General features: G+C 68.0%; 26 protein-coding genes. 18 read left to right on the plus strand and 8 right to left on the minus strand.

The window, feature by feature from the left end; all coding sequences use genetic code 11:
• Positions 1-393 precede the first annotated feature (393 nt).
• The 5 genes from AC6IW9_RS00765 to AC6IW9_RS00785 all read left to right on the plus strand — a co-directional run bounded on the left by AC6IW9_RS00765 (position 394) and on the right by AC6IW9_RS00785 (position 3,495).
• Positions 394-843: a gamma-glutamylcyclotransferase family protein gene (locus AC6IW9_RS00765; protein ID WP_497767911.1), complete on the plus strand. Its 450-nt coding sequence runs from the start codon at positions 394-396 to the stop codon at positions 841-843.
• A gap of 8 nt (positions 844-851) precedes the next feature.
• Positions 852-1,709: a pantoate--beta-alanine ligase gene (gene panC, locus AC6IW9_RS00770; protein ID WP_497767913.1), complete on the plus strand. Its 858-nt coding sequence runs from the start codon at positions 852-854 to the stop codon at positions 1,707-1,709.
• Positions 1,709-2,008 (plus strand): acylphosphatase, encoded by a 300-nt coding sequence (locus AC6IW9_RS00775; protein WP_497772585.1) that lies wholly within the window; start codon positions 1,709-1,711, stop codon positions 2,006-2,008. Before panC ends, AC6IW9_RS00775 begins: the two co-directional genes overlap by 1 nt.
• Positions 2,005-2,826, plus strand: coding sequence for a 3'(2'),5'-bisphosphate nucleotidase CysQ (cysQ, locus tag AC6IW9_RS00780; RefSeq protein WP_497767916.1), 822 nt, complete (start codon positions 2,005-2,007; stop codon positions 2,824-2,826). The genes AC6IW9_RS00775 and cysQ overlap by 4 nt, the downstream gene beginning before the upstream one ends.
• 81 nt (positions 2,827-2,907) lie before the next feature.
• Positions 2,908-3,495: a DUF1134 domain-containing protein gene (locus AC6IW9_RS00785; protein WP_497767920.1), complete on the plus strand. Its 588-nt coding sequence runs from the start codon at positions 2,908-2,910 to the stop codon at positions 3,493-3,495.
• A gap of 398 nt (positions 3,496-3,893) precedes the next feature.
• Here AC6IW9_RS00785 and AC6IW9_RS00790 read toward each other — a convergent pair whose 3' ends face one another.
• The 3 genes from AC6IW9_RS00790 to AC6IW9_RS00800 form a co-directional block, all read right to left on the minus strand.
• On the minus strand, positions 3,894-4,022 hold the full coding sequence (locus AC6IW9_RS00790) for a hypothetical protein (protein ID WP_497767924.1): 129 nt from the start codon (positions 4,020-4,022) through the stop codon (positions 3,894-3,896).
• 248 nt (positions 4,023-4,270) lie between these two features.
• A complete protein-coding gene (locus tag AC6IW9_RS00795) occupies positions 4,271-4,885 on the minus strand; it encodes a copper chaperone PCu(A)C (RefSeq protein ID WP_497767928.1) in 615 nt (204 codons plus the stop codon).
• Between the two features lie 77 nt (positions 4,886-4,962).
• A complete protein-coding gene (locus AC6IW9_RS00800; protein WP_497767931.1) occupies positions 4,963-5,535 on the minus strand; it encodes a hypothetical protein in 573 nt (190 codons plus the stop codon).
• 234 nt (positions 5,536-5,769) lie between these two features.
• On the opposite strand from AC6IW9_RS00800, the gene AC6IW9_RS00805 reads away from it, so the two are divergent.
• Positions 5,770-6,273 carry a MarR family winged helix-turn-helix transcriptional regulator gene (locus AC6IW9_RS00805; RefSeq protein WP_497767934.1) on the plus strand — a complete coding sequence of 168 codons (504 nt, stop codon included), beginning with the start codon at positions 5,770-5,772 and terminating at the stop codon, positions 6,271-6,273.
• 53 nt (positions 6,274-6,326) lie between these two features.
• Here AC6IW9_RS00805 and AC6IW9_RS00810 read toward each other — a convergent pair whose 3' ends face one another.
• Positions 6,327-7,022: a hypothetical protein gene (locus AC6IW9_RS00810; protein WP_497767937.1), complete on the minus strand. Its 696-nt coding sequence runs from the start codon at positions 7,020-7,022 to the stop codon at positions 6,327-6,329.
• A gap of 219 nt (positions 7,023-7,241) precedes the next feature.
• Here AC6IW9_RS00810 and AC6IW9_RS00815 point away from each other — a divergent pair, with 219 nt between their 5' ends.
• The gene (locus tag AC6IW9_RS00815; protein ID WP_497767940.1) at positions 7,242-7,685 is read left to right on the plus strand and encodes a hypothetical protein; all 444 of its coding nucleotides are present in this window, start codon (positions 7,242-7,244) and stop codon (positions 7,683-7,685) included.
• A 4-nt stretch (positions 7,686-7,689) separates the two neighbouring features.
• On the opposite strand, the gene AC6IW9_RS00820 is transcribed toward AC6IW9_RS00815, so the two are convergent.
• The gene (locus AC6IW9_RS00820; protein WP_497767943.1) at positions 7,690-8,745 is read right to left on the minus strand and encodes a polysaccharide deacetylase family protein; all 1,056 of its coding nucleotides are present in this window, start codon (positions 8,743-8,745) and stop codon (positions 7,690-7,692) included.
• 91 nt (positions 8,746-8,836) lie between these two features.
• Between AC6IW9_RS00820 and AC6IW9_RS00825 the strand changes: the two genes are divergently transcribed.
• The gene (locus AC6IW9_RS00825; protein ID WP_497767946.1) at positions 8,837-10,006 is read left to right on the plus strand and encodes a GNAT family N-acetyltransferase; all 1,170 of its coding nucleotides are present in this window, start codon (positions 8,837-8,839) and stop codon (positions 10,004-10,006) included.
• Here AC6IW9_RS00825 and AC6IW9_RS00830 read toward each other — a convergent pair.
• Positions 9,984-12,383 (minus strand): GumC family protein, encoded by a 2,400-nt coding sequence (locus tag AC6IW9_RS00830; protein WP_497767950.1) that lies wholly within the window; start codon positions 12,381-12,383, stop codon positions 9,984-9,986. The genes AC6IW9_RS00825 and AC6IW9_RS00830 overlap by 23 nt on opposite strands.
• On the opposite strand from AC6IW9_RS00830, the gene AC6IW9_RS00835 reads away from it, so the two are divergent.
• The 7 genes from AC6IW9_RS00835 (at position 12,346) to AC6IW9_RS00865 (ending at position 20,608) form a co-directional block, all read left to right on the plus strand.
• Positions 12,346-12,912, plus strand: a complete 567-nt coding sequence (locus AC6IW9_RS00835) for a polysaccharide biosynthesis/export family protein (RefSeq protein ID WP_497767953.1) — start codon at positions 12,346-12,348, stop codon at positions 12,910-12,912. The two genes, AC6IW9_RS00830 and AC6IW9_RS00835, sit on opposite strands and share 38 nt — an antisense overlap.
• Positions 12,913-12,916: 4 nt before the next feature.
• Positions 12,917-14,131, plus strand: a complete 1,215-nt coding sequence (locus tag AC6IW9_RS00840; RefSeq protein ID WP_497767956.1) for a glycosyltransferase family 4 protein — start codon at positions 12,917-12,919, stop codon at positions 14,129-14,131.
• A 12-nt stretch (positions 14,132-14,143) separates the two neighbouring features.
• Positions 14,144-15,664, plus strand: a complete 1,521-nt coding sequence (locus AC6IW9_RS00845) for an undecaprenyl-phosphate glucose phosphotransferase (protein ID WP_497767958.1) — start codon at positions 14,144-14,146, stop codon at positions 15,662-15,664.
• 122 nt (positions 15,665-15,786) lie between these two features.
• Positions 15,787-16,524 (plus strand): hypothetical protein, encoded by a 738-nt coding sequence (locus tag AC6IW9_RS00850; protein ID WP_497767961.1) that lies wholly within the window; start codon positions 15,787-15,789, stop codon positions 16,522-16,524.
• Positions 16,525-17,003: 479 nt separating this feature from the next.
• The gene (locus AC6IW9_RS00855) at positions 17,004-18,134 is read left to right on the plus strand and encodes a hypothetical protein (RefSeq protein WP_497767964.1); all 1,131 of its coding nucleotides are present in this window, start codon (positions 17,004-17,006) and stop codon (positions 18,132-18,134) included.
• Entirely contained in the window at positions 18,121-20,172 is a 2,052-nt protein-coding gene (locus AC6IW9_RS00860) for an Hsp70 family protein (RefSeq protein ID WP_497767967.1), read from the plus strand. Before AC6IW9_RS00855 ends, AC6IW9_RS00860 begins: the two co-directional genes overlap by 14 nt.
• A 49-nt stretch (positions 20,173-20,221) precedes the next feature.
• Positions 20,222-20,608 carry a DUF423 domain-containing protein gene (locus AC6IW9_RS00865; RefSeq protein ID WP_497772586.1) on the plus strand — a complete coding sequence of 129 codons (387 nt, stop codon included), beginning with the start codon at positions 20,222-20,224 and terminating at the stop codon, positions 20,606-20,608.
• A gap of 21 nt (positions 20,609-20,629) precedes the next feature.
• Here AC6IW9_RS00865 and AC6IW9_RS00870 read toward each other — a convergent pair whose 3' ends face one another.
• A complete protein-coding gene (locus tag AC6IW9_RS00870; protein WP_497767970.1) occupies positions 20,630-21,931 on the minus strand; it encodes a DEAD/DEAH box helicase in 1,302 nt (433 codons plus the stop codon).
• A 547-nt stretch (positions 21,932-22,478) separates the two neighbouring features.
• On the opposite strand from AC6IW9_RS00870, the gene AC6IW9_RS00875 reads away from it, so the two are divergent.
• Positions 22,479-22,724 carry a hypothetical protein gene (locus AC6IW9_RS00875; protein ID WP_497767973.1) on the plus strand — a complete coding sequence of 82 codons (246 nt, stop codon included), beginning with the start codon at positions 22,479-22,481 and terminating at the stop codon, positions 22,722-22,724.
• 84 nt (positions 22,725-22,808) lie between these two features.
• Positions 22,809-24,437 carry a SulP family inorganic anion transporter gene (locus AC6IW9_RS00880; RefSeq protein WP_497767975.1) on the plus strand — a complete coding sequence of 543 codons (1,629 nt, stop codon included), beginning with the start codon at positions 22,809-22,811 and terminating at the stop codon, positions 24,435-24,437.
• A gap of 81 nt (positions 24,438-24,518) precedes the next feature.
• On the opposite strand, the gene AC6IW9_RS00885 is transcribed toward AC6IW9_RS00880, so the two are convergent.
• A complete protein-coding gene (locus tag AC6IW9_RS00885) occupies positions 24,519-25,415 on the minus strand; it encodes a LysR family transcriptional regulator (RefSeq protein WP_497767977.1) in 897 nt (298 codons plus the stop codon).
• 442 nt (positions 25,416-25,857) lie between these two features.
• Between AC6IW9_RS00885 and AC6IW9_RS00890 the strand changes: the two genes are divergently transcribed.
• Positions 25,858-26,262, plus strand: a complete 405-nt coding sequence (locus tag AC6IW9_RS00890; RefSeq protein ID WP_497767980.1) for a response regulator — start codon at positions 25,858-25,860, stop codon at positions 26,260-26,262.
• Positions 26,263-26,269: the final 7 nt, after the last annotated feature.

Genomic DNA, 26,269 nt, shown 5'->3' on the forward strand with positions numbered 1-26,269 from the left:
TCCTCCTCAGTTCTACCGTGTCAGAAGAACTCACGACGATCAGAGCGGCGTCATTGCGAGGAGCGCAGCGACGAAGCAATCCAGGAGTCGCCCCGCGGCTCTGGATTGCTTCACTACGCTCGCAATGACGAGCCCCGCTTAAGGACAATCGGTTAAAAGTTCCCTCAGCCGAGGAGGCTCCGAAGGAGCCGTCTCGAAGCACGCGGGGACCTTGCATTCCGCCGTCTGAAGCTCGCCCTCGTGCTTTAAAGAGCCCGCTTCGCGGGCTCCTCGGCATGAGGGCGAGGACGCTGGCGCTTCACCCGATTTTGCCCTCGCCCCCGCCCATATCGGCGTCGCGCGCGCCGTCGCGATGCGCTAAAATCCTGCCGCATCGCAGCACGGGCCCGGGTCATGCCGCTCTATTTCGCCTATGGCGCCAATATGGACACGACCACCATGGCGGCGCGCTGCCCGCGCTCGCGGCCGCTCGGACGCGCGCGCCTCGCGCGCCATCGCTTCGTGGTGCTGGAGACCGGCTTCGCGAGCGTCGCGCGCCACAATCGCGCCCATGTCCATGGCCTGCTGTGGGATCTCGCCCTCGCCGACGCGCCCGCGCTCGACCGTTTCGAGGATGTCGCACGCGGGCTCTACCGTAAGCTCGTGTTTCCCGTCCTGCGTGAGGAGGCGGCCGGCGCGGTCCATGCGCTCGTCTATGTCGGCGCCGCGGCGCTCGAAGGCGCGCCCGCGCCCGGCTATATGGAGAGCGTCGCCGCCGCCGCCCGCGCCGCGGCGCTGCCCGCCGCCTATGTCGCTTTTCTCGACAGCCTGATCCCCACGCCCGGACGCCGCGCGCCCTCGTGAGCCCTCCCATGACCAGCCCCACCCGCACTGTCCCCCTCGCCGAATTGCGCCGCCGCGTCGCGGAATGGCGCGCGCGCGGCGAGCGCATCGGCTTCGTCCCCACCATGGGCGCGCTGCACGACGGCCATCTCTCGCTGGTCGAGGAGGCGCGGCGGCGCGCTAAGCGCGTCGTCGTCTCCATCTTCGTCAATCCGGCCCAATTCGCGGCGAATGAGGATTTCGGCCGCTATCCGCGCACGCTCGAGGCGGATCTCGACCGCCTCGCGCGGGCGAGCGCGGACCTCTGCTATGCGCCCGCGGTCGAGGAGATCTATCCGCCGGGCTTTTGCACCGGCGTCACCGTGGGCGGTCCGGCCGCGGCCGATCTCGAGGACCGCTTCCGGCCGGCGCATTTCGCCGGCGTCGCCGTCGTCGTGGCCAAGCTGCTGAACCAGGCGGAGCCGGACGTCGCCGTGTTCGGCGAGAAGGACTATCAGCAATTGCTGGTGATCCGGCGCATGGCGCGCGACCTCGACCTGCGCGCCGAGATCGTCGGCGCGCCGACGCTGCGCGAAACCGACGGGCTCGCCATGTCCTCGCGCAACATCTATCTCTCGGAGGAGGAACGGCGCGTCGCGCCCGCGCTCTATCGCGCGCTCGTCGCCGCCGCGCGGCGGATCGCCGCGGGCGAGCCGATCGGCCATGTGATGGGCGAGGCGCGCGAGGAGGTCGCGACGGCGGGCTTTGCGATCGACTATCTCGAGGCGCGCCATGCGCAGACGCTCGCGCGCGTCGCACGGCGGCACGATGGTCCCGCGCGTCTGCTCGCCGCCGCCCGCCTCGGCGCGACGCGGCTCATCGACAATATCGCCGTCGAGGGGACGTGATGGATTTCGAGGATCGCCGCATCCTGCGCATCATCGTCGAGGGCCGCGTGCAGGGCGTCGGCTTTCGGGCCTTCGTCGCGCGCGAGGCCGGCCGGCTCGGGCTCGAGGGCTGGGCGCGCAATCGCCGCGACGGCGCGGTCGAGATCGTGGCGTCCGGCCCCGCCGTCGCGGTCGAGGCGCTCGTCGCCGCGTCGCGTCGCGGCCCGCCGGCCTCGCGGGTCGACGCGCTGCGCCTCGACGACGCCGACGAGGCGGCGCTGCGCGAGAGCGCCGCCGACATCGGGTTTTCGCCGAGATGAGCGTCGCGGACGCCGAGCGCGACCGCCTGGCGCGGGCTTTCGCCGATCTCGCGACGCGCGCCGGCGCCATCGCCATGGAGATTCTGGCGGCGCCCGACATCGCAGCGCGGCTGAAGAACGATTCGAGCCCGGTCTGCGAAGCCGACGAGCGGATCGAAGCCCTGCTGATCGCAGAGCTCGCCGCGATCGCTCCGGGCCTGCCGATCATCGCCGAGGAGGCCGCGGCGCGCGGCGCGAGCCCCTGCCCCGCCGATGTCTTTCTGCTCGTCGATCCGCTCGACGGGACGCGCGAATTTCTGGCGCGGCGCGGCGAGTTCACCGTCAATATCGCGCTCGTTTCCGACGGCGCGCCCTGCGCCGGCGCCGTCTTCGCGCCGGCGCTCGGCGAATTATGGTTCGCGGGCTCCGTCGCCCATGGCGCGAAGGCCGCACCCGGCGCGCCGGCGCCCCCGCCCGGCGAGTGGCGTCGGCTGGCGGCGCGGAAAATTCCGCCGCAGGGACCGACCGCGCTCGTCAGCCGCTCGCATCTCGACGACGAGACGCGAGCCTTTCTAAGGGCGCGCGGCGTGACGGATATTCGCGAGACCGGCTCCTCGGTCAAATTCTGCCGGCTGGCCGAGGGCGCCGCCGATCTCTATCCCCGTTTCGGGCCGACCATGGAATGGGACACGGCCGCAGGCGACGCCGTGCTGCGCGCGGCGGGCGGCGCCGTGCTCGATCCGTCCGGCCGCCCGCTACGCTACGGCAAGACCGAAGCCGGCTATCGCAACGGCCCCTTCGTCGCGCTGGGCGACCCGGCCGCGGCAAGATTTTGTTAAGCTTCGCGCGGGATTCTTCGCGTCCAGCGCGGGGCGCGGCGCCGTCGGCGTTCGCGACCGCAGCGACGGGGAGTCTTCCGCATGAGCGCTGCGTCTCTATCCTCCCGCCGGGAGATTCTCGCTCTCGCCGGCGCTGGCGCGCTGGCGCCGGCCCTTCCCGCCCTCGCGGCCTATGAAGAGCGGCCCGAAGACCTGTCGGGCGACGAGATCGTGCGCAGCGGCCATCGCTTTTTCGGCGCGATCGCCCGTCATCTGGCGCTCGCCGTGGAGGAGGCCGCGCGCCGATGGGGCCGCCCCAACGCCTATGTGCTCGGCCAGGAGGCGTCCGGCGCCTTCGTCGGCGGCCTGCGCTACGGCGAAGGCATGATGTTCACGCGCAACGCCGGCAAGAAGCGCGTGTTCTGGCAGGGCCCGACGCTCGGCTTCGACGCGGGCGCCGACGGCGACCGCACCATGATGCTCGTCTATAATCTGCCCTCGGTCGAGGCGATCTACACGCGCTTCGGCGGCGTCGACGGCTCCGCCTATCTGATCGGCGGGCTCGGCCTCACTGAGCTGATGGCCGGCGACATCGTGCTCGCGCCGATCCGTTCCGGCGTCGGCGCGCGGCTCGGCGTCAGCTTCGGCTATCTGAAGTTCACGCGCGAAGCGACATGGAATCCCTTCTGACCGAAGGCCGCGGCGCATCGCGCCGTCTCCCTTTCGGCCTTGCGACAGATCGCCGCGCCGTTCGCGCTCGTCTCGGCGGCCGCGCGCGCGTAAGCTGTCCGACATGCAGGCTGGAATTTCGATGCGGGCGGCCCATCGCGGCGCCCCACACTCCTGCGCATCAATCGCGAGACGCCGGTCGAGAGGAGGACAATGCGGAACGCCGATGACAGCAGAGAAATGGTGCGGCTCGCCGCTATCATCGCGATCGTGGCCGTCGTCTCCATGGCCGTCGCGGTCGGTCTGCGCATGTGGCGGTGAGCGCGTGTGAAACGTCGCGCCGCCGACCCCAGAAACACAAAGCCGGGAGCCGCCCTCTCGGACGCCCCCCGGATTTTGTCGAAACCCGTCGCCCGAACTCAGAAGCCGCCATGCGAAATGATCGGGGCGTAATGGATGATCGCGAAGATCACGCCGATAGCGCCGAGAAACCAGGCGAGCGACTTGATCAGATCCTTTCCGGATCTCTTGAACGGATCATTGGACATCGATTCTGTCTCCACTGACGCCTCTGCTCACAACAGGAGAAATGCCGAGCGCAGAAGCGTCGAGACGCCGCAGCATGTTTCATCGCATTACGATTCATCATTGCGAGATGCAAGCCCGAATTTGGGCGAGACACAAATCTTTCAGATGGTTCCGATAAACCCCGGCATCCCCCCATATCCCCCGCGGCTCGAAGACGCTCCCGGTCCGCGATTCTGTCGAAGGCTCGCGCGTGGAACGCCGTGGCCGACTACTCGGATTTCGGCGGCGGCGCAGGCTCGCCCTCCCGGCCCGTCGGATGCTGGTCCGTATGGTCGTGGCCCGTGTGATCGCTCGGCGTTTCTTGTCCGGGCGACGATTCATCGCGGGCCTTTCGCCAACGCTCCATCGCCTCGGCGTCATGCGCATGCGTCGCATCCGGCGCTTCGATCGAGGCGTCGATCGCGATCTCTCCCGCTTTCTCGAATACGAGCGTCATCCCGTATCCCGAGCCGACCGGATCGATCTTCGATATGTCGACGAGCTGAATATAGGAACCGCCCGGCGCAAGCGTCACTTTGGACAGGGGCGGCAGATAGATCGCATCCTCGCGCACGGCGAAATGCGGCGCGACGTGAAATTCGGCCGAGCCGAAATCGGCGGATTTGACGCCGATCAGCCGATCGGGCCGATCGCCATTGTTGTTGAAGATGGACATATAGAGCTGGGCGCGCGTCTCGCCGTCCTGCGGCGCACGCAGCCAGGGATGCTCGACCTTGATCTTTCCCGCTTCATATTCCTGTGCGCTCACCCCGGCCAGGAGGGCCGCGAACGCCACGCCGGCCGATAGCGCGCACGAAAAAACACGACGTCGATCGATCGTCATTTCCGCTCCTCCGTCATGGCCGGGCGCCGGGGCGAGCGGGAGCGCGAGAGCCGCGGTCTCGCGCCTCTTCGCGCCGCTCACGCTTTGGCGGACGGCTTCCTATTGAAGGAGTTCTTGTACCAGAGACCGAATCCGACCAGCCCCAGCGCCACGAAAAATGCAATGACGGTGATGTCGCGCGTCGCGGTCTCGCCGACCGAAAACGGAAAACGCGAGACATAGACCTTCGTTCCGTCGTCGCTCGACGCCTTCACGAGGCCGATGAACTTGCCCTTCTGCGCGAAATCGTATTCGAAGTTGAGCGTGCCCGTCCTGTACTTCTTCGGCGGCACATAAGTCTCGGTGTTCTGCTCGAGATTCTCGTCGTCGCTCGTCTGGCCGACATCGCGGAGAATACGAATTTCGAGATTCATGTCGCGCAACTCGTCCTGCACGGCGTCGAGAACGATGATCGTCGGGCCGACGTCCGGAATGTCGTCGCAGAACTGCTCGCGGGACTTCAGCGGCTGATAGCCCGTGAAGTTCATCTGATCGGGGCCGATCTTCATCTTGCACTGGCCTTCGTCGATGCTGACGCCGCCATGCGCATGCGCTTGTGACATAGACCAAGCGGTCGCCAACAGGGTGACGACGAGAAATCTGACGACCATTTACGCTCTCTCCCGGCTCGTGGCGCTCTGCGCGCCCGTTCATCCGAGCGCCCCGCGCCGTTCGCGCGCTCGGTCCGCTGTTTTTATAAATCGTGCTACGATGTATCGGCAAGAGTCGCGGCCGAGCCCTATTGTCGCAGGGGTGGGCCTCGCCCCGGCGCGCCTTGACCGTCCGGGACGCGGAGGCCATCATTCCCGCTCCGGCGACGAGCATTGCGAGCGCGAGGAGAAAGCGTGAACCCGACGGCAGAACGCCAGACCGCCGAGAACGCGGCCGAGGCCGGCCCGACCGAGGAGGAACTGCTCGCTCTCGCCAATTTCCGTCATGCGCTGCGCCGGTTTCTCGCCTTCAGCGAGCAGGCCGCGGCCGATGTGGGGCTCACCATGCAGCGCTACCAGGCGCTGCTCGTCATCAAGACGTTTCGCGGCGGCGAGCACATCAGCGTCGGAGAGCTGGCCGAACAATTGATCGTTCGCGATCACAGCGCGGCCGAGCTCGTCTCCCGCCTGGTGCAGGCGAAGCTGGTGAGGCGCAAGATCGATCCCGGCGACCGTCGCCGCTCTCTCGTGGTGATCACGCCCTCGGGCGACCGCCGGCTCGAGCAGCTGGCGGCCGCTCATTTGAAGAGGCTGCGCGCCGACAGGAGCGCCTTTCTCGATCTCTTCGACGGACGTGAGCCGGCGGCGCCGCTTCACATCGGTGGCGCCGATCCGTCCGCCCGATCGCGCGAGACGTGAGCCCTTCTCCCGAGGTCGACGCGACGACCTCGGGAGAACGGGAGAGAGCCGGGTCACGCCTGGGACGACCACGGCCGCATGAAGCTCAGCACCGTCGTGCTCAGCGTGCTGCCCGTGAGAACGAGCGTCGCGCCGAGAGCGAGAAGAGCGACGAGGTTGAGAACCACGTCGTTCGTGGCGCCCGCGACCGCGAGCACGCCGAGCACGATCGCGCCGAGGCCCGCGAGCGACTGAATGCCCGCCGAGCCCGACGCCATCTCGCTCGCCAGGAACTCGCCGCCGAAGCTCTGAGACTGGGTCGCCTCGCTCTTGGCGGCCGCATGACGGAGCACATAGAGCTGCCAGACGGCGTTGCTGCTGAGAACGAGCGCCGTTCCGAACGCGATCGCCGCGATCTGGGTCAGCGCGCCGGGGCTGATGCCGAGCAGCGCCAGCACGCCGAGCACGATTCCGGCGGCCCCGACGAGGAACACCGCGGACAGGCTGCCGCCGCCGAAATGCTCGACCGAGGACGACTGGGCGCCCGATGGAAAGATGATCTGCGCATATTCGGACAGCATCGTTCCGCCCTGGATGAGCAGTGCGACGCCGAACACGATCGTGGCGATCGACGCGAACAGTTGCGGATTGACGCCGGCGAGACCGACGACCGCGAGGACGATCGTCGCGATGCCTCCCACGGCGTCGACGAGGCCGCCATAGACTGCGGCGTTCTCCTGAGCAGTTGCCTCTCGGAAGGACAGGGACATCGAAGGACACTCCATTGCCAGCAGCCCCGCGCTCCAAATAGGCGAAGCGCCAGCCCCGGCAAGCGTGCCCGTCCGCTCCGAATGACCGGCTCGTCGCGCGCGACGGCCGCGTTCGCGTCGAGGCGTGCATTTCCGCCGGAACCAATCGCAGCGAAGCGTGTTCAAAGGTCGGGGATAGGAATTCTCGGGCGGAGCGGCCCATTGGCGACGGAGGGCGTGATGAAGCACAGAACTCTGGAAGAAGTGACGAAAATTGCCGCGATCGAGCCTGTTGCGAAAAAAGAAGAGTCGCCGCGCCGCGCGCGGCTGGAGCATCTCGCGCAGATACTCTCGGCATACTCCGGACGCATTCGCCTGTTCTCGATGATGGAATATGTTCCGGTGCGCGAGCGCGTGAAACTGCGTCAGGACGAGTCGCCTCTCTCGATCGCCTATCGCGATCCGCAGTTCCGCCAGGAAGGGCTGGCTGGCGACCGGCTCGGCGACGCGATCGACTTCTTCGGCCTGTCGATGCGCGAAGCCCATCATCTCTTCTGCGACTGCAATTATTCCGGCGCGATCACGCCCAGCGCCGTCGCCTCGCGCGCACGCTCGCTCGCGCAGAAGCGAACGCTCGCGCAGATATGGCAGGACCTGCGTCAGCGCTTCGGCTGGGGGCGCTGAAGCCTCAGGCGGCGACGCGCCGGCCGGCGTTCATCAAGGCGAAGGGCGCGCCCGACAGCAGAATGTCGAGCGCCTCAACGCTTTGATAATTTCCGTTGACGGAGAGACGCGGCAGAGCCAGCAGCCGCCCGAGATGGGCAGGGAAAATCACGCCCGGCCGCGTCGTCACGGCGCTCTCGAAGCCGATCGCCGCCGCGAGCGCGAATTCCCGCGCGCCCGCGGCTGCGCGCCCTCCGTAGGGATAGCAGAAATGCGCCGCCGCGACGCCGAGTTCGTCGCGCAGCCGTCGGCGGCTCGCCGCCATCTCGACGATGGCGGATGCGCGCGGGAGCCGCGCGAGGCGCGGATGGGTGAGCGTGTGCGCGCCGATCGTCGCCAGCGGATGGCGCGCCAGCGCGCGCAATTCGTCCCATCCGAGACAGAGCTCGCGCGTCAGCGCGCCTGCGTCGACGCCGGCCTGCGCATCCAGCGCGGCCACGATGCGCAGGCGTTCGTCGTCCTCGCCCGCTGCGAGCCGAGCATAGAGATCGGAGAACGCCGCCTGCTTCGCCGCCGCGGTCGCCGTCGCGCGCGCGACGCGCAGACCGCCGGCGACGATGTCGATGCGATCGAGCCGGCGGATCGCCTCCTCGAGCTCCGCCCACCACAGGCGCGCGGAGCCGTCGGCGAAGCCCGCCGTCACATAGGCGACGAAGGGCGCCGCATGGCGCTCGAGGATCGGCAGCGCATGGTCGACGAGATCGCGATAGCCGTCGTCGAAGCCGAGCACGGCGAAAGGCGGGCGGTCGACGTCCCCCTCGCGCAGACGCGCGAGCGCCGCGTCGAGCGAGACGATATCGACGCCGCGCCGGCGCAGATGCGTCAGCAGGGCGTCGAAGAATTCCGGCGTGATCTCGATCGGCCGGTTGGGCTCGAAGGAGTCCCGGCGCCGCGGCCGGACGCTGTGGAAGGCCAGTATGGCCCCCATGCCGCGCGTAAAAGGCTCGGCGAGGCGGTGGGCGCCGCTCGCGCGAAAGAAAGCCATGCCTGCGTCGATCGCCAGCCGGCGCCAGTCCGTCACGGGCTCTCTCCTCTCGCGCTCTACAGCTCTCGTTGACCTTTGCCTGCTAGCTTGAACCAAAGCGGCAGATCGGCAACGGGACCGTCGAGTCATGGTAAATGCGATCGATTGCGGCGCGACGGATCTCGCCGGCGAGTCCGCGAAGGCGCGGGTCGCGCTGAATGTGTTCACGCGGCTCGAGGACGCGCGCGCCGATTGGGACGAGCTGTTCGCCCGCGCGCCGGCGAGCGCCTATCAGTCCTATGGCTTCTGCCGCGACTGGATGGCGACGCTCGGCCGCGCGCAGGGCCTTTCGCCGATGATCGTCGTCGCCCGAGCCGAGGGCGGCCGGCCTCTCCTCCTGCTGCCTCTCGCGCTGGGGCGCATCGGCCCGCTCGGCGTCGCGCGCTTCGTCGGCGGACGCGAGAGCAATCTCAATTGCGCGCTGGTCGCCCGCGACGCCGCGCTCGGCGACATGCGCGCGCTGCTGCGGCGCGCGGCGCGGACGGCGCGGGAGCGCGTCGATCTCTTCGTCCTTCGCAACCAGCCGCCGGCCGTCGCCGGCGCCCCGAACCCGATCGCCTTGCCCGGCTCCTCTCCCAGTCCGAGCTTCGCTCATGCGACCGGCCTGCCGGCTTCCGCCGCCGATCTGGACGCGCGGCTCTCGGGCGACGCGCGCAAGAAATTGCGCAAGAAGACGGCACGCCTCGAGACGCTCGGCGCCCTCGCCTTCGAACATGCCGCGACCGGCGCCCGCGCGCGGGACATCGCGCAGGCGCTGCTCGCGCAGAAGGCCGAGCGGCTGCGCGGCGTCGACGCGTGCTTCGAGCGGGAGGAGATGCGCGACTTCGTTCTGCGGCTCGTCGAGACGGGCGCGCTCGAGACTCATGCGCTGTCCCTCGACGGCCGGATCATCGCCGCTTACGCCGGCCTCGCGCATGAGCGGAGCTTTTCGGCGATGCTCAACTCTTTCGTTTCGGACGAGGAGATCGCGCGCTCCTCGCCCGGCGACCTGCTGCTGCACGCGGTGATGCGCGATCTCGTCGCGCGCGGCTTCGCGCGCTTCGATCTCGGCGTCGGGGAGGCGCGCTACAAGAACGCCGTCTGCGGGGAGACCATCGCGCTCGTCGACACGATCGTCCCGGCGAGCCCGCTCGGCGCGCTCGCCGCGCCGCTCTTCGTCGCGGCGACGCACGCCAAGCGCGAGATCAAGCAGACGCCCTGGATGTTCGCATGGGCCGCGCGCCTGCGCGGCGCGCTCACGCCGCCGACGCGCTCATGAATTCGCCGTCCTCGAGCAGGACGACGTCATCGACGCCGGCCTGCCGCAGCTCGTCACGGACGAGTTCGGCGACCTCGTCTCCGCCGCCGACCAGCACGAAGTCGAAAGACGGCGCGAGCGCCAGCGCGCGCTCGTAGCGGCGCGTCGCGACGACGACGAAATCATAGGCGCGCGCCAGCGCCTCCAGCACGAAGGACGCGTCCTCGTCGGGCCGGGCCTCGGCGCAGCCGCCCGGCATCACATGCAGCCGCGAGCCGAAGTCGCGGTGAATCGCGCTGGCGAAGGTCGTCTCGCGCGCGGCGAGATCGGCGAAGCCGAGCGGCGGCTCGGGATCGTCGCCGGCGACGAGCCGGTCATAGGCGTCGTCGTCATCGACGCAGACGAGGATCGCGGCGCCGCGCCGCGCCAGGGAGCGGGCGAGCGTCGCCGCGGTTTCGCAGCTCTCGCGCCCATCGGCGCAGCCGACGAAGAGCACGGCGACCGAGGCCCCGTCCCGCGCCGCGATCCGGCCGACGATCTCGCGCATGTCTTCGGCCCGATTCTCCGCGCGCGCGCTCTGCGCCTCCTGCTCGGACATCGACTCCGCTTCGCCGGGCTCGACACGAACGGCCGCGCGCCGAAAGAGCGCCGGCCCGGTCTCCCCCGTATCCTCGTCGCCGACGTCATCGTCGTCGTCGCATTCTAAATTCTCGCGATCCTCCTCCGCTTCGTCGCGCTCTTCCTCCGCGTCGATCAGCGTCGGCTCGATGCGCGAGGCGGGAGCGGCCGGCGCCCGGCTCGCCGGCGAATGCGGACGCCCGGTCAGCAGCTCGGCGGCCACGACGCCGCCAGCCGACAGCACGAAAGCGGCGATCGTGGCGAAAGCCGTGATCGGCAGCTTCTTCGGAAAGGACGGATTGGACGGCGCCACGGCCGCCTGGATGACGCGTGCGTCGGCGGGCGAAGATTTCGATCCCTCGCGTGCGAGCGCCTCCTGATATTTCGCCGAATCCGCTTCGAACTGCTCCTTCAGCACGCGGGCGGCGCGCTCGAGCTCGCGCAGCTGCACCTCCTCGGCGCCGGCCTCGCCCGCGATCTTCTTCTGCTGCTCCATCACGCGCGTCAAATTTTCGACGCGCGCGGCGGCGATATGCGCCTCGTTCTCCAGCGTGCGCGCCGTGCGGTCGGCGACCCGGCGCAGATCGCCCTCGAGATCGGCGAGCTGCGCGTTCAGCTCCTTTATGCGCGGATGGGCGGGCAACAGCGTGCGCGATTCGAGCGCGAGCTGCGAACGCAACGCGACGCGCTGTTCGCCGATGCGCCGGATCATTTCATTGTTGGCGACGTCGGGAATCTCGCCGACGCGGTTCTGGCGTAGCATGTCGCGCACGAGCTTCGCCTTGGCCTCGGCGTCGGCCTGGGCGGTGCGGGAGAGCGAGAGCTGATTGGTGAGGTCGCCGAGCTGCTGCGTGGCGATCGACATATTATTGCTGCCGGTGAGCAGGCCGGATTTGATGCGGAAGATCTCGACCTTCGCCTCGGCCTCGGCGACGCGCACGCGCAGATCCGCGACGAGCGGGCTCAGCGCCCGCGCCGCCGCGCGCGCGTTCTCGCGCTTGGCCTCGCGCTGAATGTCGATGTAATGCGCGGCGACGGCGTTGGCGGCGCGCGCCGCGAGATCGGGATCGCGCGATGAGAATTCGATCTGCAGCACGCGCGTCTTGGTGGGCGAGAGAATGGTCAGCCGGTCGAAATAGGCGTCGAGCATGCGCTCCTCGGGCGAGAGCCGCGAGGGATCGCGCGCGACGCCCAGCGCGACGCCGACGCGGGTGAGGAGGCCCGGCCCGCCGGCGAGCGGATCGAATTCGGCATTGCCCTCGAGCTCGAGCGATTTCAGCGCGCGGCGGGCGAGATCGCGCGAGGTGAGCAGCTGGATCTGGCTCTGCACCGCCTCCGCGTCGGGAGCGGCGGCGGAATCGGAGCGCTCGCCCTTGTCGGCGCGGGTGAGATAGCTCTCCTGGTTCTCGAGCAGGACGCGCGCCTCGGCCGTATAGCGCGGCTTCACGACATTGACGTAGACCAGCGCGCCGAGGAAGGCCGCGAGCGTCGCGCCGATCACGATGCGGCGATGGCGCGACAGGGCCGCCGCGATTTGGGCCAGATCGATCTCGCCCTGAGCCATCGGCTCCACGTCCCGCGAATCGCCGGCGCCCATCGTCCTCTCCCCGTCCGCTCCGATTGATAGCGACATCATGGTTTCCGCCCGGTTAATCGCGCGATCAACCTTTGTTAACCATAACGGCCTAAAAATTCCCGCGCCGACGACGGTGATAAGCCGTTCCTCGAGATCAAGGTCCGAAATGCCGAGATATGGCTTCCTCCTTCTCTGCCTGATCATGAGCGCGACGATGGCCGGCTGCGCCCTGCCGGGCGCCCATGTCCCGGAATTGCTGGCGACCGCGCCGGACGAGCCCTATCTGCTCGGCGCCGGCGATCGGCTGCGCGTCATCGTCTTCGGGCAGGACGCGCTCTCCAACAGCTATACGGTGGACGGCTCGGGCCATATTTCCATGCCGCTCATCGGCCTGGTTCCGGCCGCGGGACGAACGACGCAGGAGATGCAGCACGACATCGCCGCGCGCCTGCGCAACGGCTTCGTCCGCGATCCGCACGTCTCCGTGGAGGTCGAAGCCTATCGGCCGTTCTACGTGCTCGGAGAAGTGATCAACGCCGGCCAATATCCTTATGTCGAAGGCCTGACCGCACAGAAGGCCATCGCCATCGCCGGCGGCTTCAGCCCGCGCGGCTATCAGGATGCGGTGGATCTGACCCGCGACATGGGCGGAGTGTCCGTGACGGGCCGCGTGCCGTTGCTGCAGGCCATCCGGCCCGGCGACACGATCACCGCCCGCGAACGGATTTTCTGACACGATGGCGGCGCGGCGCGACACGGGCGACGGCGTGCTGCGCATCGCGCATGTGATGCGTGCGCCGATCGGCGGCCTGTTCCGCCATGTCGTCGATCTCGCCGGCGAGCAGGCCGCGCGCGGCCATGCGGTCGGGCTGATCGTCGATCAGACCACCGGCGGCGAGCGCGCGGAGAGCGTGCTGCGCCGGCTCGAGCCCGCTCTCGCTCTCGGCGTCACGCGCATCGGAATGCGCCGCGAGCCGCATTGGAGCGACGCCTATGTCGCCTGCCGCATCGCCGCCGTCCTGCGCCGGCTGGAGCCGGACGTCGCGCACGGCCATGGCGCCAAGGGCGGACTCTATGCGCGCCTGCCGGCGCTGCTGCCCTTTTTTCCCGCGCCGCGGCGTCCGCTGATCCGCGTCTACACGCCGCATGGCGGCAGTCTGCACTACGATCCCGACACTCCGGCGCACCGGCTCTATCTCGCCGTCGAGACCGCGCTCGAGCGCGTGACCGATTTCATTCCCTTCGAGAGCGCTTTCGCGCAGGCGCGCTTCGGCGAGACGGTCGGCTTTTCGCGCGCGCTTTCGCGCGTCGTGCCGAACGGTCTGCGGCCGGACGAATTCGCGCCGGTCGCATCCGCCGAGAACGCCTCCGATTTTCTCTATGTCGGCGAGTGGCGCAGCTGCAAAGGCGTCGACACGCTGATCGAGGCGCTCGCGCTCGCCGGAGCGAAGACCGGCGAAGCGCCGCGGCTCGCGCTCGTCGGCTCGGGTCCGGACGAAGCCGCCTTGCGCGCGCTCGCCCTGCGGCGCGGAGTCTTCGCGCAACTGTCCTTCCTGCCGCCGACGCCCGCGCGCGAGGCGCTGCGGCTCGGACGCATTCTGGTCGTGCCGAGCCGCGCCGAGTCTCTTCCCTACATCGTGCTCGAGGCGATCGCCGCGGGCGCGCCGCTCGTCGCCACGCGCGTCGGCGGCGTCCCCGAGATTTTCGGCCCCTATGCCGACAGGCTCGTCCCCCGCGACGATCCGTGCGCGCTGGCCGACGCGATGATCCGCGCCCGCGGCGCCGAGCCGCAGGCGCAAAGAGACGATTGCGCCGCGCTCGCGACGCGCGTCGCGGAGAATTTCAGTCTCGAGGCGATGACGGATGCGGTGCTGCGCGGCTATCGCGACGCGCTCGCTACGGCGACGCGTCGAGGCCGCGACACGGCCGCCGCCGCGCCGCAGAAGGCTTGAATGGAGGGAACAATGTGCGCTTTCGCGCTGCGCGACATGAAATCCGTCGATGACGCCGCCGGCGCGCCGGCGCCACGTGGCGCGCTCCTCGCCGAGATCGCCGCCGATGCGACGCCGACCCGCGCCTATTCGCCGATCGTTCTGTCGGGACTCGTGCGTCTCTTCGAGTTCACGCTCATCGTCGCCTCCGGCTTCGGCGTGCATCATCTCCATGTCGCGCCGGCCTGGGGATATCGGGCGGAATATTTCATCGTGATCCCGGGCATGGCGCTGCTCGCCGTGGTCGCGTTGCAGGCGCTCGATCTCTATACGACGCAGGCGCTCCGCACGCCGATCGATCATGGGACTAGGCTCGTCTGCGGCTGGACCTCGGTGTTTCTCGCGGCGCTCACGGCGATCTTTTTCCTGAAGCTCGACAGCGCGCTGTCGCGCGTCTGGCTCGCGGGCTGGTATGCGGCGGGGCTCGGTCTGCTCGCAGCCGAGCGTTTCGCCGTCGCCGCTCTGGTGCGCGCGCTGACGCAGCAGGGACGGCTCGACCGGCGCACCGTGATCGTCGGCGGCGGCCCCGCCGCCGAGCCCGTGCTGCGCGAGCTCGCCGCCGCCCAGCAGGACAGCGACCTGCGCATCCTCGGCATTTTCGACGATCGCGGCGACAGCCGTTCTCCGGATGTCGTCGCCGGCTATCCGAAGCTCGGCGCGGTGGACGATCTCGTCGAATTCGCGCGCCACACGCGCCTCGATCTCGTGATCTTCACCCTGCCGATCTCCGCCGAGGCGCGGCTCCTGCAGATGCTGCGCAAGCTCTGGGTGCTGCCGGTCGACATTCGCCTCGCCGCCCACACCAACAAGCTGCGTTTCCGGCCTCGCTCTTATTCCTACATCGGCAATGTTCCGGTGCTCGACGTGTTCGACAAGCCGATCGCCGATTGGGACGTGCTGATCAAGACGGCCTTCGACAAGATCGTCGGATCGATCTGCCTCGTGCTGCTCGCGCCGGTGATGGCGGCGGCAGCGCTCGCCGTGAAGCTCGATTCGCGCGGACCCGTACTGTTCAAGCAGGACCGCTACGGCTTCAACAACGAGAAGATCGAAGTCTATAAATTCCGCTCCATGTATGTCGACCAGCTCGATCCGACGGCGGCGAAGCAGGTGACGCGCGGCGATCCGCGCGTGACGCGCGTCGGGCGCTTCATCCGCAAGACCTCGCTCGACGAATTGCCGCAGCTGTTCAATGTGGTGTTCAAGGGCAATCTCTCGCTCGTCGGTCCCCGCCCGCACGCCGTGCATGCGCGCGCGGCCGAACGCCTCTACGACGAGGTGGTCGACGGCTATTTCGCGCGCCATCGGGTGAAGCCCGGCCTCACCGGCTGGGCGCAGATCAACGGCTGGCGCGGCGAGACCGACACGCCGGAGAAGATTCAGAAGCGCGTCGAATGCGATCTCTACTACATCGAGAACTGGTCGATCCTGCTCGACGTCTATATTCTGGCCCTGACGCCGATCGCTCTGGCGAAGGCGGAGAACGCCTATTGACGTCCCGTCGGCGCCCGCATGCCGGACCGACGCTTCAGAGTCCCGAGGCTCCATGCTAGAGTCTGAGCAGGCGCCGATGGGAGTCGGGTTGCGCCGGGGACGTCGATGGCGGGGATCGCCGAGTGACTTACAGGAGAACGCTGGCGAGCGCGGTCGTCGCGGCGGCGGTCGCGGCGGCGGCGCATTTCGCCCCTCGGCTCTGGACCTCGCTCGATGAAGAGACCGGGGACTCCAGGACATCGGATCTGTGCAGCCGGACGCAATGGGAGAACCTCCATGGCGTGTCGGTTCCATCCGGGTTGCCGGAAGGCCTGTCGTATCGGGACGTGATGCGCTGCGATCCCGATCTCTTACGCCTCCGCGAACAGCGGCCTGCGCCCTTTGCCGCCGACGCTCCCGATTTATGCGATCGCGTGCGCTGGAAGCGCGTCCTCGGATTGGCGGTTCCGGAAGGGCTTCCCGACGGCGTATCGACGCGAGACGTCCTGCATTGCGATCCCGACCTCGCGCGCTTTCGAACCATGCCTCCGGAGCGGCTCGCGGCGGAGACGGCCAGATACAGCGAAGGCGCCCGGCGCGCTATCGCCGAATCCGAATGGCGGCAGAGCCAGGACGAGGCGAACCATCGCCGGTTCATGCAACAGCAGTTGGATTTTGCGCGTGACGACGCCGCGCGGGCCGACCGCCTCGCCGCAGAGGCGGGCAGGCGCGCGCAATCGACGCTCGATCGAGGCATCAGGACCGCGCAGGACAAGTCCGACTATTTGAACGCGATCGAGCAGATGGCCAGGCGCTCGTCGGACGCGAAAGAGCATCGCGCCCGGGCGGCCGAGATCGAGAAGTCGTTGCGATTCGACTAGTCGCCGAGGTCGGGCGCGTCGAGCGTTGCGATAATGAGCTGCTCGATCGTGGAAAACGACACCCGGAAACTGGGCTATAATTCCAGCCCGAATGTTATCCAAAAGAGCCGAGTCGTGCCTAACAATATCATTTTCAACGTGAATGGCATCGGGACGGACATGCTCGCGGAGGCTCTAGCACTCGCCTTGGGAAAGGACGCGCGCATCAGAGGCGCCCATTCCAGCGACAGAAATGCGCCATCGAAGTCCAGGGTCGAACTTCGAGGATGCCGGCGCTCGACCAGGGTCTGAAAACATTCATGATCTGAAGGGCTGAACAGTCGATTCAGAGCCCTGTGCGCTTTCGACGCCGCCATTGACGTATAGCCGCATCGACAATAACTTGGCCGCGCGCGCTGAACGTGTCGTCTTCGAGAATGAGCGCGCCGCCGTTGCCGGGCAGTGGCTGCCGCCCGGCCTCCTGCCATGTGAGCGTTCGGATGGCGCTGATCAGTTCGCGAGCCTATCGGCTGGAGGACGTCCTCGTCCAATGGCTCTCGGCCTCCGAGGAGGCGCGGCGCGGGGCGGCGGCTCGCATCGCCGCGCGCGTTCGACTGGGAACGCCCGCCGTCATCATGACGTCGGGCGGGCGGATCGACCCCGCGACGGCCGGCGCGATCCAGGCGACGATCCGCGGCGCGCTTCGCGAGGAGCTGCTGCCCGCCTGCGCCGACTGGCTGCGCGACGCCGGCCTCTGGCCGGGAGACGTCTCCGAGGCGGTCCGAGACGATGTCGGGCGAGCGCTCGACAAATTGCCTCCGACGCCGATGCCGGTCCAGGCGGGGCCGCAATCCATCGCGCCGAACGCATGGGCTCTCGCGGCGCTGGCGGGAGGCGCGCTGGGCGGCGTGCTGCTGCCATGGCCTTTTACCGTCGCGGGACTGGGCGCCACGCTCGGCGGCGCCGGGCTGGTCTGGGGCCTCGGCCGCTTCGCCGGCCGAGCGCCGGCGCCCGATCCCTCCTCCATGGAGAAAGGGTCGGACCTTTCACTTCGGTCCTGGCGGACGCTGCTGGTCCGACTGGCCGCGGCCGGTCTGTCGCGCGGCGTGGCGCGATCCGGCCAGTCGAGCCTTTCCGCCGCGGATGTCGCCCAGGCTCTGCATCCGTCGATCGAGGACCGCATCGTGATCGCGGGCGAACTGATCCTCGCCGGCTTCTGGAGCCACCCGGCCCGCTCGCCCAAGACGGAAACCGACGAAAGCCGCTCGCGGCCGAAAGAGCCGACCAATTTGTGGTCGACGATCCGCAGGCTCGAAGCGGCTTTGAAGGATCACGAGCGAAACCCGGCCGACGCCGCCACGATGCGCGAGGTCGTCGACACGGGCGACGAGGTCGTCCAGCGCTTCGCCGACGAGGGATACGAATGGCGCAGGCTCGCTCCGGGAGAGCGATATGCAGGAGAGGCGACCAGCCTCTTCCAGCCTTTCGGACTCGTCTCGCCCGAGGACGATCTCGTGCTTCTGGAGCCCGCGCTCATGAAGAACGGCAAGCTCGTCCAGTCCGGACGCGTGCGGGCGGCGAAGAGTTCATCCCTATCCTCGGGGAGGAGTCGAGACGATGTCTCCGCCTGACGACGCCCTCGAATATCTGGGCATAGATTTCGGCACCAGCAGCTCGTATTTCGCGATCGGCCAGCTCGGATCCGACGGAAAGGTGGGGGACGCGCGCGAGCTCTTTTTCCGCGACGAGAGCTCGCTCACGACCTGCGTTCTGTGGGATCCGGCCGAAGGCGCCGGCGCGCGGGTCGATTACATCGGCGAGCAGGCCGAAGAGATATGGATGGAAAGCGGCGAGGCGAAGCGGAAGACGCTCCGTCTCGGAGTGAGCTTCAAGCCCGACATCGCGGCCTCGCCCCTCGCCCAGGCCGATGCGACCGCGTTTCTGCGGAGGGCCTGCGAGATGCTGCGCGCCAACAACCAGGTGCGCCGGATCGGCCGCGCTGAAGGCGTCCCGGTGGTGATCGGCGTGCCGGCGAAAGTCGGCGATCTGTTCAAGAGCCGGCTCCAGGCGGTCGCCGCCGATGCGGGATTGGGAACGGTCGAGTGCATCGAAGAGCCCAAGGGCGCCCTCGCTTATTGCCTGCACAAGAACCGCATCACCGAGGAGGAGGCGCGACAGGGCGTCGTCGTCGTGGATTTCGGCGGCGGCACGCTCGACATGGCTCTCGTCAACGAGAACGGCGTCGGCGAGCCCTGGGGCAATCCCATCGTCGGCGGCCGGCTGTTCGACGATTTGTTCTATCAATGGGCGCTGGATCGAAATCCCGGCGCCGCCGACGCCTTCGCGCCGGAGGATCTGATCGTCGCCAACCGCCTCGGCGCGCGCAAGATGAAGGAAGCCTTTTCCAAGTCCTGGGAGCGCGGCACGCTCGACGGCTTCAAGTTTGCGTTGCAGATCAGCGAGAGCGAGAAGCTCGGCCGCCTGAGAGACGTCTCGAAGGAAGAGTTCCTGGAGCGGGCGCGACGCTATCGGCCGAGCGAGGTCGCCGCCGCCTATTTCGCCTCGCTCGGCGGCCCGCTGGCCGCGCTCGCCGGCGCCGAGCGCACGGATCTCCTGGCGCTGGTGCGGGACACGGTGATCGGTCCCGATGGCGAGGGCAGAAAAGCGGTCGGAACGGCCGGAGCGTCCCGGGTGATCCTCACCGGCGGCAGCTGCGGCTGGCCGTTCATGAAGTCGCTGGTGGCCGAGGCGCTGGGCGTCGAAGAGGATCGGATCATCGTCCCCGAGCGGCCGATGCGGGTGATCGGCGAAGGGCTCGCGCTCTACCCCGCCATGCGCGAACGAGATCGCCGCCGAAGCGGCAAGATCAGCGCCGATATCCCCGAGCTCAAGCGCGAGCTCGAAGAACATCTGGACAAAATGTCGGCGGCGCTGTCGCAACAATTCGCCGACGAGACGCTCGGCCCTCTGGTCGCCTATGCCGGAACCTGCTTCCGCGCCTGGTACCATGAAGGCGGACGGCTCCAGGACGCCCAGAAGGCGGTGGTCGAGAGGGCGAGGCTCCATGCCGCGCAGCCCATCGCCGCCGAATGGAAAAGTCATTGGGACCACCTCGCCGAGTTCACGGTGGACGCGACGGTCCTCTGGGCGCGCAATCATGGCGTTCAGGTCGCGAAGGTGCAGCGACCCGTCGTCGAAGCCAGGGATCCGCCGCCGCTTCCCGACATCGTGCTGGACTTGAGCGAGTCGATGACGACGGTCGCGAGCGTGATGGTGGCGGGCGTCGCGCTGGCCATCGGGCTCGTGGCCAAGACGGCGATCTTCGCCTTCCTCGCCGCCAATTCCTGGCACCCGGGAGGATGGATCACGCTGGCCGTCATCGGAATCACCGCCGCCACGGCCTATGAGGCGATGAACGAGAAAATTCAGGCCTGGATCAACGAATACGAGTTCGGCGCCACGTCCCTCCTGGTTCTCCATCGGTTCGTGTCCGAGGAGAAATTCGAGGCGAATCTGGCGGGAGAGGCCGACAAGGCGAAACGGCAATTCCGCGAAAAACTGCAGGCGACCATGCGGGAAAACCGCCAGTCCTATGTGCATTATGTCGACGAGGTGGCGAAGGAGGCGCTCCGCCAGCTCGGCCTGCTCGAGGCGATGGCGGAATGGTGAGGCGCTCCCGTCCGCGTTTCCGGCGCGATTTTCCGGTGTGCGGGGCATGATGCGACGCTCGATCTTCATCGTCATGCTCGTCGCCGCGCTGGAAGGCGCCGCGGGCGTCGTTCTGTCGGCGGCGGCCGCGCATGTCGAGGCGAGCCCGCTGCTCGAAACGGCGAGCCGCTTCCTCATGATCCATGCGGCGGCGGGCCTCGCCCTCGCCGCGCTCGCGGCGACGGTCGCGGCCTATCCGCGGTGGCTGCTCTCCGCGATCTTCGCGATGCAGGCCGGGGCGGCGCTGTTCTCCGGCGATCTCGCCGTCAGGGCCTTCGCCGGAGCGCGCCTCTTTCCCTTCGCGGCGCCGATCGGCGGGTCGCTGCTCATCGCGAGCTGGGCCGCGCTCGCCGCTTTCGCGCTCGTCGCCGCCATCCGCGGGCGCGGCGAGCGCTAGAGCTCGCCGCCGCACGCTCTCTCAGGGGCTCCGCCGGCGTGCGGATTTCGCGCCGCTCCATTGCGAGCGGCCCTCGCCGGACGGACGCGATGGACGAGCGCGACCGACCGGCTTGCGGCTCTCCTCCCGGCGCTCGTGCGCGCGCCGATTTTCGTGCTGGTCGCGCCGCGGAGCGCGCTCGTCCTGAGCGGGCTTCGCGCTGCGCCGATCGACGACGGCCAGCGACTGCCGCGTCGATTTTTCGATCGCCCGCAGCAAGGGCCGCTCGCTGTCGTCGCACAGCGAGATCGCCGCGCCGCCGGCGCCCGCGCGCGCCGTGCGGCCGATGCGATGCACATAGGCCTCGGGCGTCTCCGGCAGCTCGAAATTCACGACATGCGTCACGCCGTCGATGTCGATGCCTCGCGCGGCGATGTCGGTCGCCACCAGCGCGCGCGTGCGGCCGCGACGAAAATCGTCGAGCGCGCGCAGACGCTGGTTCTGGCTCTTGTTGCCGTGGATCGCCGCGGCGCCCACGCCATGCGCCTCGAGATGCTGCGACACGCGGTCCGCGCCGCGCTTCGTGCGCGTGAACACGATCGCGCAAGCGAGCGCCGGATCGGCGAAGAGCTCGACCAGCACGTCGCGCTTGGCGGCGCTGTCCACCAGCAGCACGCGCTGATCGACGCGCTCGGCCGTCGTCGCCGCCGGCGTGACCTGCACGGCGACGGGATCGTTCAGCATGTCGTCGGCGAGCCCGGCGATCTCCTTCGGCATGGTGGCGGAGAAAAACAGGTTCTGCCGGTCCTTGGGCAGGCGCGCGACGATCTTCCGGATCGGCGCCAGAAAGCCGAGATCGAGCATGTGATCGGCCTCGTCGAGCACGATCATCCGCGTGGCGTCGAGCCGCAGCGCGCCGCTCGCGATGTGATCGAGCAGGCGTCCCGGCGTCGCGACCAGCACGTCGAGGCCGCCGGCGAGCATCTTGATTTGCGGCCCATGGCCGACGCCGCCCACGATGACGCCGACGCCGATGCGGGCGAAGCGGCCATAGGCGCGGAAACTGTCGGCGATCTGCGCCGCGAGCTCGCGCGTCGGCGCGAGGACGAGCGCGCTCGCCCTATGCGGAGCCGGACGCCGCCGCTCGGCGAGCAGACGATGCAGGATCGGCAGCGCGAAGGCCGCGGTCTTGCCCGTGCCGGTTTGGGCGATGCCGAGCAGATCCCGTCCCGCGAGCAGCGAGGGGATCGCCTGCGCCTGGATCGGAGTGGGAGAGACATAACCTTCTTGCGCGAGCGCGCGCAAAATGACCTCGGCGAGGCCGAGATCGTCAAATTTCGTCACGTTGTGTCTTTCGAATGAATCGAACCTGCCGCGGAAGAGACCTCCGCCGGAGGCGATTCGAGTTGAGAGGGAGACTTGCCCCGCGTATCAGGCCGTCGGCTCGAAATGGATGCGCTCGACAGAACCTCGATCCGCAGGATCAATATACGCGACTGGAGCGTCTCATGCCGCATTGCAGCATGCCGCTTGATAAGGCAGGCCGCGACCTTTGTCAATCGGTCGATGGAACCGCACGCTGGCGAATCGCTCGAGCTCGGGGCAGAAGCACGGCTCGGCGCGCTCGAAGGCGCGACCGATCTCGGAAGCACGATTTTCGTGAGTGGCGAAGCCGAGAATCCGAGAGATGCGGCACAAATATAGAAAAAATAATAATCAGCCATAGAGCGAAGAGCAGACTGAATAATAATTCAGCGGAATAGCTGCATTCGATAATTTCTAATGTTTCGGCGCAGAGACGACGCTTATTTTTCATTTGAAAGAATCGTCCCGGCGACGTTCGTCGATCGGGTGTGGCGATTCTCTTGTTCGCCTCGGACAGGAGCGAGATATGCGCGACCTCTTCATCGTTTTCGCCCTGCTCGCAATTCTCGCGGGCGCGATCATTCCTGCGCGCGCCGAACCGTTTCTGGACGGGCCGCGCGGCAATTGCTTCCTCTGCGAATTCATCGGCCGCCACATGCTGAAAACGCAGCAGGGAGATGTTTGCGCCGAGCCCGTGGCGCGGACTCCCGACATGCGGGGCGCCGGCAGTCCGAAGCGCGAGGCGAGAAGCGACTCTCACCCGGCCAATTGAGCCGCGCGCCGAGCCCATGGGAATGAGCCGCGGGCCTCGCCCCGCGGGCGCGGGCGCTCTGCTTTCTGAAACGAGGTTATCCCTATGCTCATGAGCGGCGACACGTTCGGCTCGCGCCTCACGACCCTCAAGGACGACATTCTCGCATCGGTCGTCGTGCTGCTGGTCGCGCTTCCCTTGTCCATGGGCCTCGCGCTCGTCGCCGGCTATCCTTTCGAGAACGCCGCCGCTGTCGGTCTCATCAGCGCGGTGATCGGCGGCGTCGTCGTCGGCCTGCTCGCCGGTTGCCCCTTGCAGGTGAGCGGCGCGGCGAACGGCGCCGCCGTGATGGCGGCCGTGTTCATCAAGGACCTCGGCTTCGAGGTCTTCGGCCTCATCGTGATCCTCTCCGGGCTCGTGCAGATCGCCGCGGGCGCGCTGCGCTTCGGCCCGGCGTTCCGCGCCGTCTCGCCGGCGCTGGTGCAGGGAATGCTCGCCGGCATCGGCGTGCTCATCCTCGCCTCGCAGTTCCACATCATGGTCGACGACATGCCGCCCGGATCGGGCCTCGAGTTCGGCGGCGTCATCAATCTGTGGTCGCTTCCCGACGCCATGTGGAAGGGCGTGCTGATGGAGGCGCATCGTCCCGCCGCGCTGCTGGGGCTGCTCACGATCTTCGTCATCGTCGTGTGGCCCCGCATTGCGCCGCGCGGCCTCGCCTTCCTGCCCGCGCCCATGCTCGGCGTCGGCCTCGCGACGCTCTGCGCCCGGCTCTTCGCGCTCGACATCAAATATGTGCCCGCGCCCGACGATCTCATCGCGGCGATCAATCTTCCCACCGTCGGCGGCTTCTATCGGCTGGGCGAGGGCGCGGTCTGGGGCGCCGCGCTGTCGCTCGCCTTCGTGGCCGGCGCCGAGTCGCTGCTGACCGCGACGGCCGTCGACGCGATGCAGCGTCGCACGCCGCGCGCCAGATACAACAAGGAGCTGGTCGCGCAGGGCGTCGGCAATGTGCTCTGCGGCGCGCTCGGCGTGCTTCCCGTGTCGGGCGTCATCGTGCGCAGCGCGGCCAATGTTTCCGCCGGCGGACGCACGCGGCTCTCGGCCGTGCTGCACGGCGTATGGATCCTGCTCCTCATTACCGTCGCGCCGGACGCCTTGCGCATCATTCCTGTCTCGAGCCTCGCCGCCGTGCTCGTCTACGCGGGCGCGAGCCTCGTCAATCCGGGCTTCGTCCGCTTTCTCTGGGGACAGGATCGCGTGGAGTCGGGCATATACGCCGCAACTCTGGTGACGGTGGTGATGACCGACGTCCTGACCGGGATCGCCGTCGGCGTCGCTCTCGCGGTCGCCTATCTCCTCTACACATTCTCGCGTCTCGAGATCGAGACCGTGGAGAAGGACGGCGTGACTCATCTGCGCTTCGCCGGCGCCGCCACCTTCATCCGCCTCCCGACGCTCGCCGCGGCCTTCGAGGGGCTGCCGCGCGGCGCGAGCGTTCATGCGCATGTGAACGGGCTGAGCTATATCGATCACGCCTGTCTCGATCTCCTGTCCAATTGGGAGCAGACGCTGCGCGCCGACGGCGGCGAGCTGCGACTCGACTGGGACACGCTCCACGGGCTGTTCCACGAGCGCGCGCGCCCCGGGGTGGAGCCGGAGGCGGAGCTGCTCAGATCCGCCGTGCAGAAGCACGATCTCGTCGCGACTGGAACGCTGCGGCCGGCCGAGTGAATCGCTTCGCGCTACTGTGACCGGCGGAAAGATCGCCGACGCAATGGAAAAGATCGCCGACGCAATGGAGAGGCCGGCCGCCTATTTCTCTTGAGCGTGTTCTTTCAGGATCGCGGCGACGGCGTTGTTCCTCGACTTTCGCTGCTGCGTAGTTATCGCGTAGAACTCCTCGGTGACGCCGTCGATCTCGCCGACGAACTCCAGCCCGTATTGTCGCTCGACGGCGTCTCTGGCGATGGTCGCGACGACGATCAGTCCGATGCCTTCGGCCGCGAAGGTCTTCAGCAGAGCGCTATCCTCGATCTCGGCCTTGACGTCGGGACGAATCCGATGGTCGTCGAACCATTCGTCGAGCGATCTGCGGAGCTCGATATTGGAGGTCTGCAAGGCGAGAGGCGCATTGTCGAGCGAGGCGGGAAAATTGTCGCGATATAGCGCCGCCATTTCGGGCGCGCCGAATACGGAGATCGACGATTGGACGATCAAATGGTTGTAGACGCGCGATCCGTTCGCCGTCGTGGCCGGCGCGTCGGACAGCACCAGATCGACGCCGTGCAAGGCGAGCTCCGCTAGGAGCCGCTCGCGCTTGTCCTCGAAGCAGATCATCTGGATCGGCTCGTTGAGCTCGAGAGCCGGCTTGACGAGCTGATAGACGACGAGCTTCGGAAGCGAATTCATGATGCCGACGCTGAGCCGCGTCCGATTGACGGCGCCGCGATCCTGCAAGGAAGAGGAAAGCTCCTCGCCGAGCTTGAAGATCTGCTCGGCGTAATTGAACACCTGCCGGCCGACATCGGTCAGGGTGAGCTTGCGGCCGTCCTTGTGAAAGAGCAGCGAGCCGATCGTCTTCTCGAAGGACCCGAGCTGGCTGCTGATGGTCGGCTGCGCGAGCCTCAGCCGCTCGGACGCCCGGGTGATGCTCCCGTATTTCGCGACGGTCCAGAAGTAATAGAGATGCTGGTAATTCAATCGCGCCACTGGCGTCTCCTCTGCGTCGATCCGAACGCGCGCGCTCTCGCGCGAAGCGAGACGGCACAGGCCCCTGCGGAGGAACGCAGGCGCTATGTGGAGCGTGAGCGGGCCGACCTTCCCTCCTTCCCCGGCCAATTCCCGACCGCCATGGTTCATGACGGGCGGCGTATCCGTCGATCATGATCTACGACGCCACGCCCAGGGTTACCGATTCGCAGATAGGTTGGCAATCGAGCGACGACTATAGCAGCTATTTGTTTTCCCTCTTTTTGCCCTCTTTTTGGCCGAGGCGCCTCATGCTCGGGCGGAGCCTGCGCCGGCGCCTCTCTCGCCGCGTTCCGGGAGAGCGCTTGCGTTTCCACACGGAGCCATTCCAGCCTGGACAGGCGCCGCATTCGGCATCACCATGACGGCCATGACCGGGACGAAGGATGGACGAGACGCGATCGTGACCGACGATCGGCGCACGCAGGCGGCCGACGTTCTGGCGGGCCGTCGCGTCCTCGTCGTCGAGGACGATCCCTTCATCTCGTCCGCGCTCGAGGACATGCTGACGGAGCACGGATGCGTCGTCGTCGCCGCCGCGCGGACCGTGGCCTCGGCGCTGCATCTCGCCGCCAGCGAGCAGATCGACGTCGCTCTGCTCGACGTGAGCGTCGGGCCCGAGCGCGTCGATCCGGTCGCCGAGCTGCTGGCGGGACGCGGCTGTCCTTTCGTCTTCACCACCGGCTACGGCCGCGCCGGGCTGCCGGAGGCGCACGCCTCCCGCGCAATGGTCGAGAAACCCTTCTATGCCGACGAGGTGATCGACGCGCTGCGCAGCGTCTTGCGGCGGTCGACCGGAAAGGCGTGAACGAAAC

This window comes from Methylosinus sp. shoA (assembly GCF_059718125.1).